The organism is Hymenobacter defluvii (assembly GCF_017589435.1).
Lineage (GTDB): Bacteria > Bacteroidota > Bacteroidia > Cytophagales > Hymenobacteraceae > Hymenobacter > Hymenobacter profundi.
The window spans coordinates 1-17,738 of sequence record NZ_JAGETX010000023.1 but is presented as its reverse complement, the minus strand read 5'-3'; the positions used below and the strand labels follow the sequence as shown (position 1 = coordinate 17,738).

Below are 17,738 nucleotides of genomic sequence, written 5' to 3'. Positions count from 1 at the left end.
TAGCTGTGCTTTCTTGTAAGCACGGAAGCAATTAAAATACTTCTTCGGCTTTATTACCTACCGCATTGGCGCCTTTTTTCACGCCACGCTTGGTCTTGCGAGCAGCTTTTTTAGTGAAATCACCGGTAGCTTCAGCACCGGTTTCTACAGCATTACCCGTTGCCTTAGCGCCTTTTTTCACGCCATGCTTGGTCTTGCGAGCAGCTTTTTTGGCGAAGTCGCCGGTAGCTTCAGCGCCGGTTTCCACGGCATTACCCGTTGCCTTGGCTCCCTTCTTCACGACATGACCGGTTTTCTTGGCACCGGTTTCTACGCCTTCCTTCGCGTCGTGAATCACTTCACCAGCTTTGGAGCGGTCTTCCGTAGTAGTGGTTTGAGTGGTAGTCTGGGCAAAAGCGGCCGATGAAAGGGCCACGGTAGCTATGAGCAAAAGAAACTTTTTCATGATGTCAGAGGGAAAAAAAGATGTCTCCTCTCTATACGATTCGTGCGAAAATGGTTGCCTTTTGCGTGCAATCTTCCCACTACTACACGGCTAGCTCAGGCATTTGGCAGCAGCAGCGAACTGTCGCCGTAGCTCAGGAAACGGTAGTCGTGGGCTAGGGCATGTTCGTAGACGCGTCGCCAGTCAGGACCCAGCAGGGCAGCTACCAGAAGTAGCAGGGTACTTTCTGGCTGATGAAAATTGGTGATAAGACCTTGTACCAACCGGAACGTATAGCCCGGTGCAATCAGCAGCTGGGTAGTAGCGTGCAGGGTATCGGTCTGGTGCTGGTCGAGGTAGGCGAGCAGCGCGCGCACGGTTTCTTCTAGGGTAGGGGTAGGCACAGGTTGGTACGGCTCCCATTGCGTGAGGTGCAACGCCGCCGAAGCCGCCTCTGGCTGGCGCACCAGTTGCGCACCCAGCCAGAATAGGCTTTCCAAGGTGCGCAAGCTAGTGGTGCCCACCGCAATAACCGGCCGCGGCGCGTGCGCAAGCAGCTGGTGGAGAAAGTCGCGCTCCACACTGATAGGCTCGGCGTGCATGGGATGGTCGGCCATGTGATCGGCCTTCACCGGCTGGAAGGTGCCCGCGCCCACATGCAGCGTTACGGTGGCCCGCTGAATGCCGCGTGCATCTAGCTCAGCCAGCACTGCATCGGAGAAATGCAGGCCGGCAGTGGGGGCCGCCACGGCCCCTTCATGGGCAGCATACACCGTCTGGTAGCGCACGGCATCGAGGTCCGTATCGGCGCGATTAAGGTAGGGCGGCAGCGGCAAATGGCCGGCCGCACGCAACACCTCGGCAAAGGGTAGGGTAGGGGGCGTCCAGCGAAAAGCAATCAACGAGTAGCCCTCTGCTACCTCCTGCCGCTCGGCCATAAGCACCGCCGTTTCGCCATTTACCTGAAACTCCACCTGCACTGGTCCGGATTTCCAGCGTTTGCCGTTGCCTACTAAGCATTTCCAGACGCAACTGCCGGTTTGCTGCATGGCGGGCTCAATGGCGCGGTGCGGAGCTACCGGCTCCAGACAAAACAGCTCGACCACCCCACCTGTGGGCTTGTGCGCAAACAGGCGGGCCCGCACTACCTTGGTATCATTGAAGACCAACAGCGAATCGGCAGGCAATTCGGCGGGTAGGGCGTGAAAGCGTTGGTCAGTGATGTTGCCCTGGCGGTACACCAGCAGGCACGACTGGTCGCGGTGCGCGAGGGGCTCCGGCGCAATACGCTCCGGTGGCAGCTGATAGGTGAAATCCTGAATGGAAAGCTGGCGTGGATCAGGGGTAGGGACAGCGGACATCCTGCAAAGGTCTGCAATCAGGTGACTACGAGCAATGCTATGCAAATGGCTACTACCACTCAAGCACTGTGCGTGCAGCTATAGTGGCTTGCGCATCAACTATTTCGCTCTTCTAAAAAACATTAAATGTTGCTGAGGCAACGCTTCCACGCTTTCTACAAACTCTAGACCTACTGCTGCCATCTCCTTACGGGCCTGGTCGATGCTGAGCTTATGTAAGCGCTTGATGGGCACGCTTGGGTCCTCGGCACGGTACTCCACTAAAGCCACCCTACCCGTTGGAGTAAGTGAGGCGCGGACGGCACGCATCATCTCACGTGGATAGTCGAACTCGTGGTAGGCATCCACAAGCAGCACCAGATCAACCTGATTAGCAGGGAGATTGGGATTTTGCGTGGTGCCTTTCACAGCTTCCACGTTGGTAACATGTTGTTTGACTTTGTTTTGTTGAATAGCAGCCAGCATTTCGGGCTGAATATCCACAGCCAGCACTTTTCCCTGCGGCACCAGTGGCGCCATTCGAAAAGTAAAGTAGCCCGTACCGGCCCCTAGGTCAGCCACCACGTCGGTAGGCTTTAGCTGTAGCTCCCGCAGTAAAATATCTGTGCCTTCCTCCTGGTTGCGGTCGGGGCGCTCCAGCCAGTCAGCGCCCTCGTGACCCATTACGTGGGCAATCTGCCGGCCTTGGTAATATTTACTGATGCCATTGGGGTCGGCGGCTGGCCGAAACTCGTAGCCCGTAGTGTCGGGTGCCACCAAGGTATGGCGTTCCGCAGTTAGGCTCGTGGTATTGACGCTTTCAGTGGGCAGCTGCGTGCAGGCACCCAACAGAAGAACACTGCCGCACATAGGCAGCAACCACCGTGTAGGAAGAGCAGATAAAGACATAAAGTCAAATAAATTGGTGGGAATAGCCTCCAAAACGACTGGCAGTTGAGAAGCGTTCTGCCGAGACAATGTATTACTTGAATTACGCTGAAAAAGCCGATCTACTCGCCCATAGCAGCTCGACGGTTACATCCTCTCCATCACATGCCGCACGCTTTAATCCTGTGTGTGAATCAGCTATGGTGATAAAGACTTAACGATGGCAACCAGAAAAAAATATAAGAACAGCCATGAAAAGAATGTGCTTTGGCTAACGAATGGCAACTAGTTGTATATGTCCACCGCACTATTAAGATTTAAATCTGCTGAAAATTTACCCTAAGCAGCACTTTATTCGTATAGGGCGATATTCATTCTACCTTTGCCTGTATGAAAAAACAACTTCTCTCTCTGCAACGTGGCTTTGTTGCCTTGCTGGTAACTGCTACTGCTCTCACAAGCTGCAACCGCGCTGAGTACGCTATGTTGCCTAAAACGTCGGCTTACCACGGTACGCAGTATACCGTAACGGCGCCCAAACCAGTAGCTGAAGCTCCTACAGCCGTTGCTACTGCACCTGAAGCAGCATCCGTAGCTACTGAAACTCCCGTAGTTGCATCTGCCCCCGCTGTAGCAGTTGCACCGGTACCAGTGGCTCAGCCTGCACCCGCTGCCAAGCCCGCCAAAGCACCTAAATTGAATCTGATGCAGAAAGCATTGGTGAACAAGGTAGCCAAGCAGGCCCAAAAAGTAGCCAGCAAAATGCAAGTGAAGCAGAAGAGTGAAACTGCTGAAACCAACCGCTTGGATGGTAACATCCGCACAGGTATTATCCTGGTGCTGGTTGGTTTGCTAGTGAGCTTACTGTCCTTCATCAGCGGCATTTTCGGTGTACTGGGTGGTATTATTGCCATCGTGGGTATTGTATTCATCGTATTGGGTCTACTCGATATGGCGTAAGCTCAAGACAAATAGATCTAAAACAGCAAGCCCCAATCAATTACTGATTGGGGCTTGCTGTTTTTATATACCAATATACATCCTTTACTTAGAGAGCATTAGGCGTTATGGTGTCATCTACTATTACTTCAATTTATGCGTGTCCTTTTTTATTTGTTCATGACTGTACTGTTAATGAGTACAGTGAATTGCCGGAGCAGCCGGGTAGGAACACTGCCTACTTCGTCTTCCATCTATACAAAACCTACGGACACGCTGACATCTAGTGCACCCACTTCTGTGACCTTGTCGGAACAGCGCGATAGTGCCGTTATAGAGCAATCGTTGGATTCGACTATGATCCGAAAGCCAGCTCCTACAATCACTTATCCAGATAACCCGTTGCGAGCATACGGCAAGCCCGACCGTAACACCACAATAGTTAACGTTACGGGAGCAGTTGTTGCTAGTATAGGGGTAGTACGCTTGGTGCAAGCAGGGAAATCTGCAAATTCTAGTACGCCATGGGGCGGTCTAGGGGGATTGATTATTGGTACTACAGGCCTGATAGCGCTACTTGTTGGTATTGCACTACTGTTTGCCCAAGGTAAAAATGGTCGTGTGCGGCGGCTACGCGAAGACCAGCGCCGAGCGCAGGGTAGGAGCTAAGCTACCTCCTACATCGGGTCCACATCGGCCGCAATGCGAGCTTGCTTGAACTCCTTTTGGTCCTTCACGATGTTGATGGCGTCGCGAATATCACTTTTGGCCGATTTCAGTACCGTATGCTCTCGGCTGAGCTTGATGGTAATTTCCTGTAAGTAGAAGTTACGAATACGGAAGATGTACGGCGCTTCCGGCCCCAACACGGCCTCACGGCCCAGACGGTCCACCAATTCCTGCGTGAGTAGAATAGCCGCCTGCTCAGACAGGAGTTGATCTACGTGTTTCACCGTTAGGCGAATCACGCGCATGAACGGCGGGTAGCCATGCTCGCGTCGCTGCGTGATTTCGTACTCGTAGAACTCCAAGTAATCGTTGCGAATCACCTTATCGAAAATCACCTGTAATGGGTCGCCGGTCTGAATAATTACCTTGCCTTTCTTCCCCTTGCGGCCGGCCCTACCACTCACCTGCACAAACATCTGGTAGGCCCGCTCATGCGCCCGAAAATCGGGGTAGTGAATGATACTGTCGGCATTGATGATGCCCACTAAGCTCACGTTGGCAAAGTCCAACCCTTTCGTTACCATCTGAGTGCCTACCAGGATGTTGGTTTTCTGCTGTTCGAAGTCGCTGATAATCTGCTGGTAGGAATTTTTAGCGCGAGTCGTATCCAGGTCCATGCGCTGCACCTGGGCCTCGGGTAGCATGATTTTTAGGTCGTCTTCCAGCTTTTCGGTGCCGAAGCCTACCGTTTTGAGGTTGCGTGAGCCGCAGGCCGGGCACTCCACCGGCATACGCTCGTGGTAGCCGCAGTAGTGGCAGCGCAGCTCGTGCACATGCTTGTGGTAGCTCAGGCTCACGGCGCAGCTCTTGCATTTGGGTATCCAGCCGCAGTCGAGGCAGTTGATGAAGGGCGAGTAGCCGCGCCGGTTCTGAAACAGAATCACCTGCTCCTGCGCGCCCAGCTTGCGCTCCATCTCCTGCATCAGCTCCGGCGTGAAATGGTTGAGCATGGTTTTCTGCTCCCGGCTTTTGCGGGTGTCTACCAGCTCAATCTCGGGTAGGCCGGCCTCACCATAGCGCTTGGTAAGCTCCACTAAGCCATAGCGACCAGCGCGGGTCTGGTAATAGGTTTCCACAGCAGGAGTAGCCGAGCCCAGTAAGGTTTTGGCGCCCTGAAAATTGGCCATCATCAGGGCCACTTCGCGGGCATTATAGCGCGGCGCTGGGTCATACTGCTTGTAGCTCGATTCGTGTTCCTCATCCACAATCACTAGCGCCAGATTGTCGAAGGGTAGGAACACGGCCGAGCGCACTCCTACCACCACCTGAAACCGCCCCGACAGCACGCCGTTCCATACCTCTACCCGCTCGTTGTCGGAGAATTTGGAGTGATACACGCCCAGCCTAGTACCAAACACCCGCATCAAGCGCGTTACGATCTGGGCCGTGAGGGCAATCTCGGGTAGCAGATAGAGCACCTGTCCGCCACCCTGCATGGCCTGCTGAATGAGGTCAATGTAGATTTCGGTTTTGCCTGCGCCTGTCACGCCGTGCAGCAGTACAATGTCTTTCTCGGCAAACTGTTGCAGAATCTCCCCGCGGGCCGTGTTTTGCGCTTCACTCAGAGTAAAGTTCAGGCGGGTTTCAGCCGTATGGTCCAGCGGAAAGCGCGACACAATCACGTCGAACTGCTCTAGGATACCGTTTTTAATCAGCGTATTCACGGCCGAGGCCGACAGGTGCGGGGCGCTGGAAAGGTAGGCTTTCTCAATTCCCTGGTGGTTGGCGTGCTCGTTCTGATAGATAGGCACTTTCTGCAAAAAGCGCATCAGCACATCCAACTGCTTGGGCTTCGTTGCCAGCCGCTGAAACAGTTCTTCTAGTGCCGCTTCGGCCACAAACGTATGCGCCAGCCGCACTTTCTTCACCACTTTCGGCGAGTACTTATCGCTCAAGTGCTCAAACAGAAAGATAACTTCCTTCTGCATCAGCGACTTGATAACACGGTGAAACGAACTAATGCCGAGTAGCTCGCCTACCTCTGTAAACGTCATCGACTTACCCTCCTCGCCCGTACGCAAGGCCTCTACAATGCGTTCCTCTTGCTCACTGAGTGGGTAGGGATTTTCCTCGACCCCAAAGGCGGGGTGAAACTGAATGCGGCTCTCAGAGCTAAGCTTGAGCGCGGCGGGTAGGGCAGCATTAATCACCTCGCCCAACGTGCACATGTAGTAATCAGCCATCCAGCGAAACAGCTTCAACTGTGGCTGCGTCACTACTGGCGCATCGTCGATGAATTCCAGAATGTACTTCGCCTGGTACTCCTTCGGCGGCGTTTCGTGTACGGCGGCTACAATGCAGCTCAGCGTTTTCTTAGCGCCGAACTGCACAATCACGCGCCCGCCAATGACTACGTGGTCATTCAGCTCATAGGGTACGCGGTAGGTATATAGTTTGGGCAGAGGAAGGGGCAAAATCACGTCCGCGAATAGCGTGACGCGGTCGGTGGCCACCGGCTCCGGCTGCACAAAATCAAACGAAAGGCTCAAAAGAAGGAAGCTATCAGGCGAAAGTCAAAAAGCGGACTACAAAGATAACCGTTTCGCGGGCGCGTGGTTGCCGACACGCTGAGTTTAGCCCAACAGTGGAGTGTAGGTGATGCATATAGTAACTCAGCCTAGTAAGCTCCGCAATGTGTCGGCTTTACCAGGTTGAATTTAAAGGCTTTTCTTCCAGAATTGAATTCGTGGAAAACGCCCTTTTGTCTTGTAAAAAGCATGTCAACTTATTATAATCCTGTTGGTTGTGTGCATAATTCGGGTATTATAGATAATTGAGAAAAAGGGGTAAATCCAGTTCCGCAATGGTTTGCGTAAGCTTTGTATTCTCACCTTTTAACCCAAAATAATATGTCTAAAGTGATGCACAATGACACTGAGGCGAAAGGTCTTAGTGAAGGGCTGAAGATGCCTTTGGAGCGGCGTAACTTTCTGCGCTATACAGGTCTGGGCTTGGCAGTAGGCGGTCTGGCATTAGCTGGCTGCAACGACGTGATGGAGGACATGTCGCAGACACAAAGCGCCAGTGCCACCGCCGCTGATATGGCTAATATGGTAGATGTAGGTAGCGGCGACGTAGGTATTCTGAATTATGCGTATGCCTTGGAGCAGCTTGAGGCTGCTTTCTACGCACAAGTATTGCAAACCCAATATTACAACAGTACATCGGCCCCACAGAGAGTATTCCTGCGCGATATTGAGGCGCATGAGCGTATTCACCGGGAATTTTTCAAGATGGCCATTACGGCCGCTGGTGCTACCCCTATTAAAGACCTGGAGGTAGATTTTTCCAGTATTGATTTCCGTACCAAGAACGGGGTATTGAGCGTAGCCAAAGCCTTCGAAGACTTGGGGGTAGCCGCGTACAACGGCGCTGGTAAACTTATCAAAAACCCTGCTTACCTGACCATTGCCGGCAAGATTGTATCGGTAGAAGCGCGCCACGCTGCTATTGTCCGCGACTTCTTGGAGTACAACACCTTTGTGGGTCCTGATGTGGTAGACCAGACCAACGCTCTGGAGAAATCAATGATGCCCGCCCAAGTAGTGGCAGTGGCCAACAATTTCCTCAAAGAAGGCTCGAAGCTGAATGTGAGCAATCTGCCCACAGAATAAGCATCACCTAACATTCTCACATCTTTCTGTTTTGTAAACCACTACTCCATGAATATTCTCAACATACTCGCCGAAATCGAGAAGGTAGACCCGGAAGTCTATGAGCGGCTCGACCAGCGTCGTCAGGTTTTCAAGCACTTTGCTGGTTTCGGTAAAAAGCTGGCCACAGCCGCTGTGCCGTTGGCCATGGGTTCTATGTTCCAGAAAGCCTACGGGCAGTCTTCGGGCCTGAGCAAGCAGGTAACCGACGTTCTGAACTTCGCCCTCACGCTGGAATACCTGGAATACTACTTTTACGATATGGGCGTGAAGACGCGTAATCTGTTTGTGCAGGCCGATCTTGCCGCCATCACGATTATCCGCGACGACGAGATGAAGCACGTCAACTTCCTCAAGACCGTGTTGGGTAGCAGCGCCATTGCACCGCTCAGCGCCAACGATTTTGATTTCACGGGCTCTAAAGGCGGCACACGTGCTCCCTTGATTTCAGAAGTGTTCCGCTACCGGCAGAACTTCCTGGCGCTGGCGCAGGCTTTCGAAGACACTGGCGTGCGCGCTTACAAAGGCGGCGCTCCGCTGCTGATCGAAAATAATACGGTGCTCGAAGCTGCTCTAAACATTCACTCTGTAGAAGCCCGTCATGCCTCGCACATCCGCACCATGCGCCGCGGAGGTACGCAGGCCAACGGCCTACCCAAGAGCTGGATTACCGGTAATGACGGCGGAGGTCCCTTGCCTAGCGTAACGGCTCCCGTATACGGCCCCGGCATGCCAGCCGACATGTTCCCCTCCGAAGCGAACGTCACGCAAGCCGGTATCGACCTCACGTCTATCCCCAACGTGACAGCCGACCAAGCCTCCGAGGCATTCGACGAGCCGCTGGATATGGCTACCGTACTCAATATTGCTAGCAACTTCCTCAAATAGCACTCAGGTTTAAGCGAAGAAAAAAGGGGCAGCCTTATCGGCTGCCCCTTTTTATTTTTACTATCCTAGGTAGCCGACGTATCGTCGGGTGCTGCTGGCTTTTTGCGCGGCGGCCTACTGCGGCGTTTAGGCGTCGTAGGTGTGGGTTCCGTTGTGGGCGCAGTTTCAGTGGTTGGCTCCACAGTCGGCTGCGGTGCCGTATCGGAAGCTGGTGGGGTAGAAGCCTTAACAGCTTTCTTCCGGGGTGCCCTCGGCTTGGATGCAGTAGGGGTAGGCGTTGCAGCCGGTTCCGGTGCAGTCGTATCAACCGGCGCCGGAGTGACAGTCGTTTTTTTGCTGCGGGAAGCCCTTGGCTTAGCTGGTGCTTTAGGCTTAGCAGCTTTGTGGGTAGGCGTTGCTTCAGTATCGGCTGACAGGGTAGAAACGGCCTCATCATCGGCCACGGGGGCAACCTCCGGAAGCTCCATTGGCGGCGCAGATGGCTCAGGCGTTGGCGTTGGTACAGTTGGCTCTGGCTCAGTAGTAGCAGTAACAGCTGAGACAGCGGCAACAGGTGCTTCCTCTTCAGCTGGTAGCAGGGTAGGGGAGGGCGCAGAAGCTGTTTCTGTAACTATTGGGTCCGAGGCTTCGCTCTGAATCAATTCAGGAGCTGTCTCGGGGAGCTCTGTGGAGGCGTTTTCCGGGGTAGCGTAGAGAGGTGCCAGTTGGCGGCCACGGTTTTTACCCGAGCGCCGTGCCTTTTTCTTGTCGGCCAATATCTGACCAGCTGTACGGCCCTTGCGGGGCTTTGGCACAATATCAACATCCTCTGCATCCGCTGCTTCTTCAACGGATTCCTCCACAGACTGTTCTACTATTGTAGATTGCTCGTCAACTACCTCAACGGAAGGACGTAGATCAGCTTCAACAGCTATTTCTGCATCTTCATTGGGCTCCGCCGAGCCCGCCTCCTGGGCTGCTAAAGCCTCTAGCGCAGCACGTTTGCGGGCCGTGCGCTTGGCTCCGCCTCGGCTCCGTCGTTTTTTCTTGGGAAGTTGAGTAACTGCTTCATCCACAACCTGCTCAGCTTCTTCTACCACAGGTGTAGCAGGCAGGTCGGCCAGTGCTTCCTCTGAGTAAGCAACCTCCTCTTCCGTAATAGACGCCAACGCTAATTCCGTGGCAACTGCGGGAGTTTGCTCAGCATACTCGCCAATATCAATTCGTTCCTCATCGTCATCCGACTCTGGCTCCGGTTCTGGCACAGAAGGGATAGGTAGCGCTGCTAATTGCTGCTCTACGGCTTCTATCTCAGTTGTTACATCAACTTGCTGGCCCAGACGCCGCAGGCGCTCCAGCGTACTTTCTAAAAACTGGCGATGCTCAGGAGCGCCTGCATACAGCGGCTTATGATGTAACGCCTGCTGTACAGAATGCCACTCCTTTTTGAAGCGACCAAACGCCGCATCGAAATACGTACGCGTAAACCGCTCCCAGATGTAATCTTGTGCCACCACGGAAGGGTGCAGCATATCATCGGCATAGAAACGATAGTCACGTAGATCGTCTAGCAGCAACTCATAAGCCGGGAAATACGATACATCGGGTAACAGCTCGCTCAAGTAATGGCAAGCCAATCGAAGAGCTGATTTGCTGACAGCATTCAGAGGGAGTGTATCCTTCAAATGGCGTACGGGACTTACCGTCAAGATAAATCGCAGCTTCGGATTATGACGCCGTAAGTAGGCGTGGGTTTCCGCTACGGCGTTGATGATTTCGTCCGGTGTCAACAATTCCTTCTCAAACTGATCTGCCGGAATTTTGTGGCAATTGCTAACCAACTCGCCTGTAGCGCGCAGCCGGTAGACAAATGCGGTACCCAGCGTCAGCATCACCACATCGGCGGTGCGCAGGAATTCGCCGGTTTGCTGCACTAGCTCTTGAATCTGCTGTAATAACGTCACCGGCGAATCGGCGCCAAGGGTAGCGTGCAGGTCGTAGCTCTGCCAGCGGCCGCGGGCTTCTACTAAGTGCTGTTGCCAATCCATATCCTCACCAGCCGCTGCACGCAGCAACTGGCAAGCCGTGAGCGGATTAAACACGGTGCCGAAGGGATTCACAACGGCCGCGACCTTATTCTCGGTCAGGCGCGCGCCAATTGTCTCTGCGAAGCAGGAACCCACCGTCAGCACCCGTGCTGCGTGTGGCAGCTGCTGCGGATAAGGAGTAAGAGGAATTTCAGTACGAAACATGCAAGGAAGCTAGGACCGATAGCCGGCCAACAAATACGCTGCGCCGCTCCTGAATCGCGCGCCACCGAAGCGCGGCAACTTCAAAAACAAAGCACTCATGGACAAAGATGGGAGTAAATTGCTTATATAAACGAGTTAGCTAATACGGAGGGTAGCGCATGTTGGCCAGAAAGGTGTTCTATCAGCAACGAAAAAGCCCGACTACCAAAGCAGTCGGGCTTTCTTAGTTAAAAAGTAGTTGCTTACTCAGCTACTACGTTGAAGCGAACCTGGTGCTTCACTTCTTTGTGCAAGTTCAAGGTAGCGGTATACTCGCCAGCCGTCGAAGGCTCTTGGTCAAACGAAATACGCTTGCGGTCTACCTCAATGCCCTTGTTAGCTAGTGCGTCAGCCAACTGAAGCGTGGTTACGCGACCGAAGATCTTGCCGGTTTCGCCCACTTTCGCTGGAATTTCCAGCACCATATCACCAATTTTGTCGGCAATGGCTTGAGCGTCGCCCTGAATCTTATCGGCTTTGTGCGCAGCCTGACGTACGTTCTCAGCTACGATTTTCTTGTTCGATTTGTCGGCCAGAATAGCCAGACCCTGGGGCAGCAGGTAGTTACGACCGTAACCGGCCTTCACCGTTACGATGTCGTTCTTCTCGCCCAGACCCTTTACGTGGTCTTTCAGAATTACTTCCATGACTTTGTTGGTTTCTGGTTGTTGGTTTTTGGTTTCTTGGTGGTCTCCTCAATTTCTAGTGAATAGAGGAAACGGCCAAGTAACCAAAAACAAAAAACCAATAACTAGAAACTATTTTAACGAATCGGTTACGTACGGCATCAGCGCCAAGTGACGAGCTTTAGCTACGGCCTGGGCTACCTTGCGCTGAAACTTCAGGCTGGTACCAGTGATGCGGCGGGGCAGCACGCGGCCCTGCTCGTTCACAAACTTCAGCAGGAAGTTCGGGTCCTTGTAATCGACATACTTGATGCCGTTTTTCTTGAAGCGGCAGTATTTCTTACGCTGCTCCTGCTTGTGGATTCTTTCGTTGGCTAGGCTCATGATACTAGGCGGCGGCTTCCGATTGTTGTTTGGCTTTCTGCTGATTCATCTCGCCATTGCGGCGGCGCTGGTTGTAAGACACAGCGTGCTTATCCAGCACAGTGGTCAAGAACCGGATAATGCGCTCGTCACGACGGAACGCCAGCTCCAGCGTATCCACGATGTTGCCCTCACCAGTGAACTCAACCAGGAAATAATAACCGGTTGATTTCTTCTGGATAGGGTAGGCCAACTTGCGCAGGCCCCAGCTTTCCTGATTGATAATGTCGGCGCTATTTTCCTTAAGCACCTGGGTGAACTTCTCGACCGTCTCTTGCACTTGGCTCTCGTTCAGTACGGGAGTCAAAATGAAGACCGTCTCGTAATTTCTTACTTCCATTACGACGGGGTGAAAATTGTGTGTGAAAACTAAATGAGGCGGCAAAGATACGCTTTTTCTTGCCCGATGCCTACGACCTAGTTATTATTTATTGCGGAAGGATAAGACTTAACTGACTGTGCGTCAGAATTTGCCTGTCCTTCCGAAACATGCTTTAAGTTAAGTATAGGAATCAATATAACTCTGCTAAGTAACAGCTACTTAGTAGTGTATATAATATTATATAAGTATAACTACTAGAATGTGAGGTAGTTTAGAATCTTTCTAACCAAGCTAACGAGGGCTAATTTTCGCCTCTTCTGGTTTGTTGTCTGCGATTCCCAACCTACATTTGTGGCCTTGATGCACGCCTGCGTTTCTTTCTTCCCAGTCAATTTGTGCTATGGATAGCATCCGATTTCGTACTCTCCCCAAACTGCTTCTTGCTCTTTTCCTGACGGTTGCCACCGTGGGCCAGTCTCTGGCGCAAGAGGTTGGCTCCGCGCCAGCGGTTAGCAAAGAAGGTGTAACGCCCGGCGCCACTGCCGGCGCCGATGGTGCCCCCGCTGCTGCGGAAGGTGCTGCCCCTGCCGCTGGCGGAGGCGATGCTGCTGCCATTCAGGCTGGCGATGCTTTGTTTAAAGGTAACTGCGCCCAGTGCCACGCTGTCAACGAAAAAGTGGTAGGTCCTGCGCTAGCAGGCATCACTAAGCGTCGTCCGATGTCCTGGATCATTCCATGGATTAAAAACTCCAGCAAAGTAGTTGCCAGCGGCGACGCATATGCTGTGAAACTCTTCAATGAGTATGGCAAGCAGCAAATGCCCAGCTTTGCCTTGTCGGATGATGAGATTAAGTCAATTATAGCCTACACTGTTTCGCAGGAAGGTAGCGCTAATCCTACCCCAGCACCAGGAGCAACAGCTGGAACTGATGGTGCAGCTCCTACCAACGCTCAAGGCAGCACCGAAGCTGGTCAGTATATCGACCTACTGATGATTGTGTTGGTAGTAGTACTGATTGTACTGGTAGTGACACTGGTTATCATTGCCAACCTAATGAAGGATGTGCTGCGTGGTCGCAAAGACCTCAGCGGCCGCGACGTAGAGCAACTCAATCAGCGTTACGACTTTTCGAAAATTTACAAGTCGGGAGCTGTACGTGGCATTGCTGTAACAGTGTTCATCTTAGTCGTGCTCTATGAATCAGTACAGGCGGCTATGGGCATTGGCTTGACACAAGGCTACCAGCCTACGCAGCCTATCGCTTTCTCGCACAAACTGCACGCCGGTGAAAACCAGATCAACTGTGCTTATTGCCACACGTCGGTATACAAGAGCAAATCGGCCAACATTCCGTCGCCTAACATCTGTATGAACTGCCACTCGCAGATCAAGACAGAATCGCCGGAAATCAAGAAAATCTACCGGGCTATCGAGCGCAAGCAGCCTATCCAGTGGGTACGCATTCACAACCTGCCGGATTTGGCCTACTTCAACCACTCGCAGCACACCCAAGTGGGCGGCCTGGAGTGCCAGACCTGTCACGGTCCGATCCAGAACATGGATGTAGTATATCAGTATTCTGCTCTAACCATGGGCTGGTGCATCAACTGCCACCGCGAGACGCCTCTCAACACGAAGGGCAACGCATACTACGATAACCTCGTGAAGCTGCACGACACCAAGAACAGTGCTGTGCCTTTCACGGTGTCATCGAACGGTGGTACCGAGTGCTCGAAGTGCCACTACTAAATTGTACGTCTCGGAGGAAACCTTATTCTTAACGGTCAAACTCCGCGACAACCAAAAGATATTAAATAAGCCTTACTTGAAGATAATGTGGAGTCAACATCACGACTCCAGTCTTCAAGACCCTAAGTCCCCATACACAAATGCAAGAGTCGCCTAAGTACTGGAAGGGAATTGAGGAACTGGAGAGCTCGCCGGAGTTTGTGAAGAACGCGTTGACAGAATTCGCGGACTTCCTACCGGTGAAAGAAACCTATGGCTCTTCCGACGCTGCGGTAGCCCCGCGCCGCGACTTCCTCAAACTGATGGGTTTCGGTATTGCTGCCGCTACCCTCGCCAGCTGCGAAACCCCGGTTCGCAAGGCTATTCCGTACCTGAATAAGCCACAGGAAGTAGACCCTGGCATTGCTAACTTCTACGCTTCTACCTACTTCACGGGTCAGGACTACAACAGCGTATTGGTAAAGACCCGCGACGGTCGACCAATCAAGTTGGAAGGCAACCCTGAATCGCCGATCACGCGTGGTGGCCTATCGGCCCGTGCCCAGGCGTCGGTGCTGAGTCTGTACGACGGTGCTCGTTTACAGCATTTTACCATCGACCGTAAGAAGGCTGATAAAAATCGAGTAGACAGCGAAATCCGCACGAAACTGGCTCAAGCCGGTCGTATTGCTATCGTGTCGCCCACAATCATCAGCCCTTCGACCAAGAAAGTTATTGCTGAGTTTGCATCGCGCTACCCCAACACGGAGCACGTGCAGTACGACGTAGTTTCGGCTAGCGGCTTGTTGCAAGCAAATGGCGGTGTGTTGCCGAGCTATAATTTCAGTCAGGCCAATGTAATCGTAAGCCTTGGCGCCGATTTCCTTGGCACTTGGCTGTCGCCGGTGGAATTTGCTAAGCAGTATGCTACCACGCGCAAAGTATCGAGCGACAAGAAAACGATGTCGCGGCACTATCAGTTTGAAACGACAATGTCGTTGACGGGTGCCAATGCCGACACGCGCGTGCCAGTGAAACCTTCTGAAATGGGTGCAGTAGCTTTGGCACTGTACAACGCAGTAGTAGGTGGTGGTGACGGTTCATATAAGAACGCTACTCTCACTAAGGCCGCTAACGAACTGAAGGCAAACCGCGGCCGTAGCCTTGTTGTGTCGGGTTCCAACGATGCAAACGTACAGGCGCTGGTAGCAGCTATCAACCAGTCGCTCGGTAACGTAGGCACCACGGTTGATCTGGCTAATCCTTCACTGGTTCGTCAGGGCAGCGATGCCCGTATGACGCAACTGGTAAACGATATCAAGAACAAGAGCATCGGTGCTGTTATTTTCTACAACGCCAACCCGGTCTACGATCATCCCATGGGGGCGGACATTGCCTCAGCTCTGCCTGGTCTACCCCTAACGATTTCGCTCAACGACCGTCTCGACGAAACCGGTTCTTTATGCAAATACGCTGCTCCCGACCATCATTACCTAGAGTCGTGGAATGATTATGAGCCGAAGCGCGGCTATCTGAGCTTGGCTCAGCCTGCTATTTCGCCGTTGTTTGCCACTCGCCAGGCGCAAGAAAGCTTACTGACTTGGGCAGGTAACAACACAAGCTACTACGACTATCTGCGTGCTCAATGGAGCGGTGTGTTAGGAGCTAGTGGCTTCCAAGCCGCTTGGGACAAAGCCGTACACGATGGGGTAGTAATGGGCACTGCTTCGCCCGCAACTGCTCCTACTACTGCTGTGGATGCTGGTTCTGCTGCTGCTGCGCTGAGTGCGCCAACAAAATCAGGCGAAGTGGAACTGGTTCTGTACGAGAAAGTAGGCATTGGTAATGGCTCAGAAGCCAACAACCCATGGCTGCAAGAGCTACCCGATCCAGTTTCTAAAGCCACGTGGGGCAACTATGTATGCGTGCCTTACGACATGGCAAAAGCTAATGACTGGGAGCAAGGTGATGTACTGAAAGTGACTGCCGCCAACGGCAAGTCGGTGGAACTGCCACTACTGATACAGCCAGGCCAGGCAAAAGGCACTGTAGCTATTGCCGTTGGCTATGGCCGTAAGCAAACTGGTAAAGTAGGCGACGGGGTAGGGGCCAACGTATTACCATTAGCCACAATGGTTGGCAACAGCATCGTGTATGCTACCACTGCTAAACTAGATAAAACCGGCGCTAACGAGCCAATCGCTCAGACCCAGACGCACCACACCATCATGGACCGCAAGGCCGTGGTGCAGGAAGCAACTCTGGCGAAGTACATCGAGAATCCGAAAGAGGTAACCGAGTACGAAAAAGTAGCTACCCCTGATGGTTTGGAAGCTCCCGCCCGTGTATCGCTGTGGCAGGACTATGAGTACAAAAACCACCACTGGGGTATGGCTGTCGACCTCAACTCGTGCATTGGCTGTGGCTCGTGTGTGATTGGGTGTCAGGCCGAAAACAACGTAGCTGTAGTAGGCAAACAAGAGGTAATCAACCGCCGCGAGATGCACTGGATGCGCATCGACCGTTACTACAGCTCCGACCACCACCGTGACGAGTTCGAGACGGAAGGTAAGCTGGCCACATACGCTGCAATGGAAAATCCGGCTGAAAATCCGAAAGTGATTTTCCAGCCGCTGATGTGCCAGCACTGCAACCACGCTCCTTGTGAAACGGTTTGCCCAGTACTAGCTACTACCCACAGCTCGGAAGGCCTCAACCAGATGACCTATAACCGTTGCGTAGGTACGCGTTATTGCGCAAACAACTGCCCATATAAAGTGCGTCGTTTCAACTGGTTCTCTTACTACACCAACGAGAAGTTTGAAAACGTGAACGGCCACATGTTTACTGACCTTGGCCGTATGGTTCTCAACCCTGACGTAACAGTTCGGGCCCGCGGTGTAATGGAGAAATGTTCGCTCTGCGTGCAGCGTATTCAGCTGGGTAAGCTGGAAGCGAAGAAGCAGAAGCGTCGTCCGAAGGACGGTGAAATTGTGTCGGCTTGCGCTCAGTCTTGCCCCACTGAAGCCATCGTATTCGGTGATATGCGTGACCCGGAGTCGCGGATTTCGAAGCTCCTGCGTCGTGAAGACGGCGAACGGGCTTTCCATGTCCTCGACCAGATCAACGTGCAGCCGAATATCACGTACCTGACCAAGATCCGGAACGTGGAGAACGGAAATGAATTTGTGATCTAGCCATTGAGAATAGGAATAGGTAGTTTGCTAACAAACGTTACAAGCTTCCTGCTTCCTGCCACTTCCTTTAAATAAACCACTATGCAGCACGTATCGCCTGTACGGGAGCCGCTCGTAACCGGGGGGAAAACGTACCACGACATCACGCAGGACGTGTGCCGGCAGGTAGAAGCCAAGCCGAATATTCGGTGGATGGCGGCCCTGGCCGTTGCTCTATTCTTCCTTGGTGTATTTCTCTACTCTGTATACCGCACCCTGTGGTATGGTATCGGGGAATGGGGCCTCAATAAAACCGTTGGCTGGGCCTGGG

Annotated in this window: 13 protein-coding genes and 1 pseudogene; 6 read left to right on the top strand and 8 right to left on the bottom strand. The window is 53.0% G+C overall.

What is annotated here, in order from left to right; all coding sequences use genetic code 11:
• Positions 1–31 precede the first annotated feature (31 nt).
• The 3 genes from J4D97_RS20540 to J4D97_RS20530 all read right to left on the bottom strand — a co-directional run bounded on the left by J4D97_RS20540 (position 32) and on the right by J4D97_RS20530 (position 2,673).
• Positions 32–445, bottom strand: a complete 414-nt coding sequence (locus tag J4D97_RS20540) for a hypothetical protein (protein WP_185281028.1) — start codon at positions 443–445, stop codon at positions 32–34.
• Between the two features lie 95 nt (positions 446–540).
• The gene (locus J4D97_RS20535; RefSeq protein WP_208309201.1) at positions 541–1,785 is read right to left on the bottom strand and encodes an S-adenosylmethionine:tRNA ribosyltransferase-isomerase; all 1,245 of its coding nucleotides are present in this window, start codon (positions 1,783–1,785) and stop codon (positions 541–543) included.
• 99 nt (positions 1,786–1,884) lie between these two features.
• Positions 1,885–2,673, bottom strand: a complete 789-nt coding sequence (locus J4D97_RS20530; protein ID WP_243900440.1) for a class I SAM-dependent methyltransferase — start codon at positions 2,671–2,673, stop codon at positions 1,885–1,887.
• A gap of 369 nt (positions 2,674–3,042) precedes the next feature.
• Here J4D97_RS20530 and J4D97_RS20525 point away from each other — a divergent pair, with 369 nt between their 5' ends.
• A complete protein-coding gene (locus J4D97_RS20525) occupies positions 3,043–3,612 on the top strand; it encodes a hypothetical protein (RefSeq protein WP_208309200.1) in 570 nt (189 codons plus the stop codon).
• Positions 3,613–4,268: 656 nt separating this feature from the next.
• On the opposite strand, the gene priA is transcribed toward J4D97_RS20525, so the two are convergent.
• Positions 4,269–6,809, bottom strand: coding sequence for a replication restart helicase PriA (gene priA, locus J4D97_RS20520; protein WP_208309199.1), 2,541 nt, complete (start codon positions 6,807–6,809; stop codon positions 4,269–4,271).
• Positions 6,810–7,169: 360 nt separating this feature from the next.
• Here priA and J4D97_RS20515 point away from each other — a divergent pair, with 360 nt between their 5' ends.
• Both J4D97_RS20515 and J4D97_RS20510 read left to right on the top strand, forming a co-directional pair.
• Positions 7,170–7,934, top strand: coding sequence for a ferritin-like domain-containing protein (locus tag J4D97_RS20515; RefSeq protein WP_243900439.1), 765 nt, complete (start codon positions 7,170–7,172; stop codon positions 7,932–7,934).
• A gap of 48 nt (positions 7,935–7,982) precedes the next feature.
• On the top strand, positions 7,983–8,861 hold the full coding sequence (locus J4D97_RS20510) for a ferritin-like domain-containing protein (protein WP_208309198.1): 879 nt from the start codon (positions 7,983–7,985) through the stop codon (positions 8,859–8,861).
• A 65-nt stretch (positions 8,862–8,926) separates the two neighbouring features.
• On the opposite strand, the gene J4D97_RS20505 is transcribed toward J4D97_RS20510, so the two are convergent.
• The 4 genes from J4D97_RS20505 to rpsF form a co-directional block, all read right to left on the bottom strand.
• Positions 8,927–11,092, bottom strand: a complete 2,166-nt coding sequence (locus J4D97_RS20505) for a GSCFA domain-containing protein (protein ID WP_208309197.1) — start codon at positions 11,090–11,092, stop codon at positions 8,927–8,929.
• A 242-nt stretch (positions 11,093–11,334) separates the two neighbouring features.
• Positions 11,335–11,778 carry a 50S ribosomal protein L9 gene (gene rplI, locus J4D97_RS20500; protein WP_185281022.1) on the bottom strand — a complete coding sequence of 148 codons (444 nt, stop codon included), beginning with the start codon at positions 11,776–11,778 and terminating at the stop codon, positions 11,335–11,337.
• A gap of 111 nt (positions 11,779–11,889) precedes the next feature.
• Complete coding sequence (rpsR, locus tag J4D97_RS20495) at positions 11,890–12,141, bottom strand: 30S ribosomal protein S18 (RefSeq protein WP_185281021.1); 252 nt, start codon at positions 12,139–12,141, stop codon at positions 11,890–11,892.
• A gap of 4 nt (positions 12,142–12,145) precedes the next feature.
• A complete protein-coding gene (gene rpsF, locus J4D97_RS20490) occupies positions 12,146–12,520 on the bottom strand; it encodes a 30S ribosomal protein S6 (protein ID WP_185281020.1) in 375 nt (124 codons plus the stop codon).
• A gap of 382 nt (positions 12,521–12,902) precedes the next feature.
• Between rpsF and J4D97_RS20485 the strand changes: the two genes are divergently transcribed.
• The 3 genes and pseudogenes from J4D97_RS20485 to J4D97_RS20475 all read left to right on the top strand — a co-directional run.
• Positions 12,903–14,252 (top strand): cytochrome c3 family protein, encoded by a 1,350-nt coding sequence (locus J4D97_RS20485; RefSeq protein WP_208309196.1) that lies wholly within the window; start codon positions 12,903–12,905, stop codon positions 14,250–14,252.
• A gap of 140 nt (positions 14,253–14,392) precedes the next feature.
• Positions 14,393–17,428 (top strand): TAT-variant-translocated molybdopterin oxidoreductase, encoded by a 3,036-nt coding sequence (locus J4D97_RS20480; RefSeq protein ID WP_208309195.1) that lies wholly within the window; start codon positions 14,393–14,395, stop codon positions 17,426–17,428.
• Between the two features lie 81 nt (positions 17,429–17,509).
• Positions 17,510–17,738: pseudogene (locus tag J4D97_RS20475) on the top strand (NrfD/PsrC family molybdoenzyme membrane anchor subunit); the annotation flags it as partial.